The organism is Winogradskyella sediminis (assembly GCF_003387355.1).
Taxonomy (GTDB): domain Bacteria; phylum Bacteroidota; class Bacteroidia; order Flavobacteriales; family Flavobacteriaceae; genus Winogradskyella; species Winogradskyella sediminis.
The window spans coordinates 919,757-920,949 of sequence record NZ_QUNH01000002.1; the positions used below are offsets into that span (position 1 = coordinate 919,757).

Annotated in this window: 1 protein-coding gene; it reads right to left on the bottom strand. The window is 44.3% G+C overall.

The genetic code is table 11. The features are described from left to right. The coding region (locus C8N41_RS16960; RefSeq protein ID WP_394364699.1) for an HYR-like domain-containing protein at positions 1-1,193 on the bottom strand (1,193 nt) is incomplete at both ends.

A 1,193-nucleotide genomic window follows, 5' to 3' on the forward strand; every position in this document is an offset into this window, starting at 1 on the left:
CAGGCGCTGTAACATCATCTATTATCACATTTTGAGTTTGCGTAAACGTATTTCCATGGCCATCGTCGTAAGTCCAAGTCACAACCGTTGTACCTTGAATTGAAATAGGAAGTGTTGCATCGTGAGTTACGGTTACGCCTGCAGCACAATTATCCGTAGCGGTTGGTGGCGTCAAAGTCGTGACTTCACATTCTGCGGTGATATCGACTAACGTAGCGGCATCAGCGACAGGCGCTGTAACATCATTAATGATAATATTTTGAGTTTGGGTAGACGTATTTCCATTGCCATCGTCGTAAGTCCAAGTAACAACTGTTGTACCTTGAGTTGAAATAGGAAGTGTTGCATCGTGAGTTACGGTTATGCTTCCAGAACAATTATCAGTAGCAGTTGGAGGTGTTAAAGTTGTGACTTCACATTCAGCGGTGATATCGGCTAGCGTAGCGGCATCAGCGACAGGAGCTGTAACATCATCAATTATCACATTTTGAGTTTGCGTAGCCATATTACCATGACCATCATCGTAAATCCAAGTTACAATTGTTGTACCTTGAGTTGAAATAGGAAGTGCTGCATCGTGAGTTACGGTTACGCTTGAAGCACAATTATCCGTAGCTGTTGGTGGCGTCAAAGTTGTGACTTCACATTCTGCGGTGATATCGACTAACGTAGCGGCATCAGCGACAGGAGCTGTAACATCATCAATTATCACATTTTGAGTTTGCGTAGACGTATTTCCATGGCCATCATCGTAAGTCCAAGTTACAACCGTTGTGCCTTGAGTTGCAATAGGAAGTGTTGCATCGTGAGTTACGGTTACGCCTGCAGCACAATTATCCGTAGCGGTTGGTGGCGTCAAAGTTGTGACTTCACATTCTGCAGTGATATCGGCTAGCGTAGCGGCATCAGCGACAGGAGCTGTAACATCATTAATTATCACATTTTGAGTTTGCGTAGCCGTATTACCATGACCATCGTCGTAAGTCCAAGTTACAACCGTTGTGCCTTGAATTGAAATAGGAAGTGTTGCATCGTGAGTTACGGTTACGCTTGCAGCACAATTATCCGTAGCGGTTGGTGGTGTAAGAGTTGTGACTTCACATTCTGCGGTGATATCGACTAACGTAGCGGCATCAGCGACAGGAGCTGTAACATCATCAATTATCACATTTTGAGTTTGCGTAGACGTATTA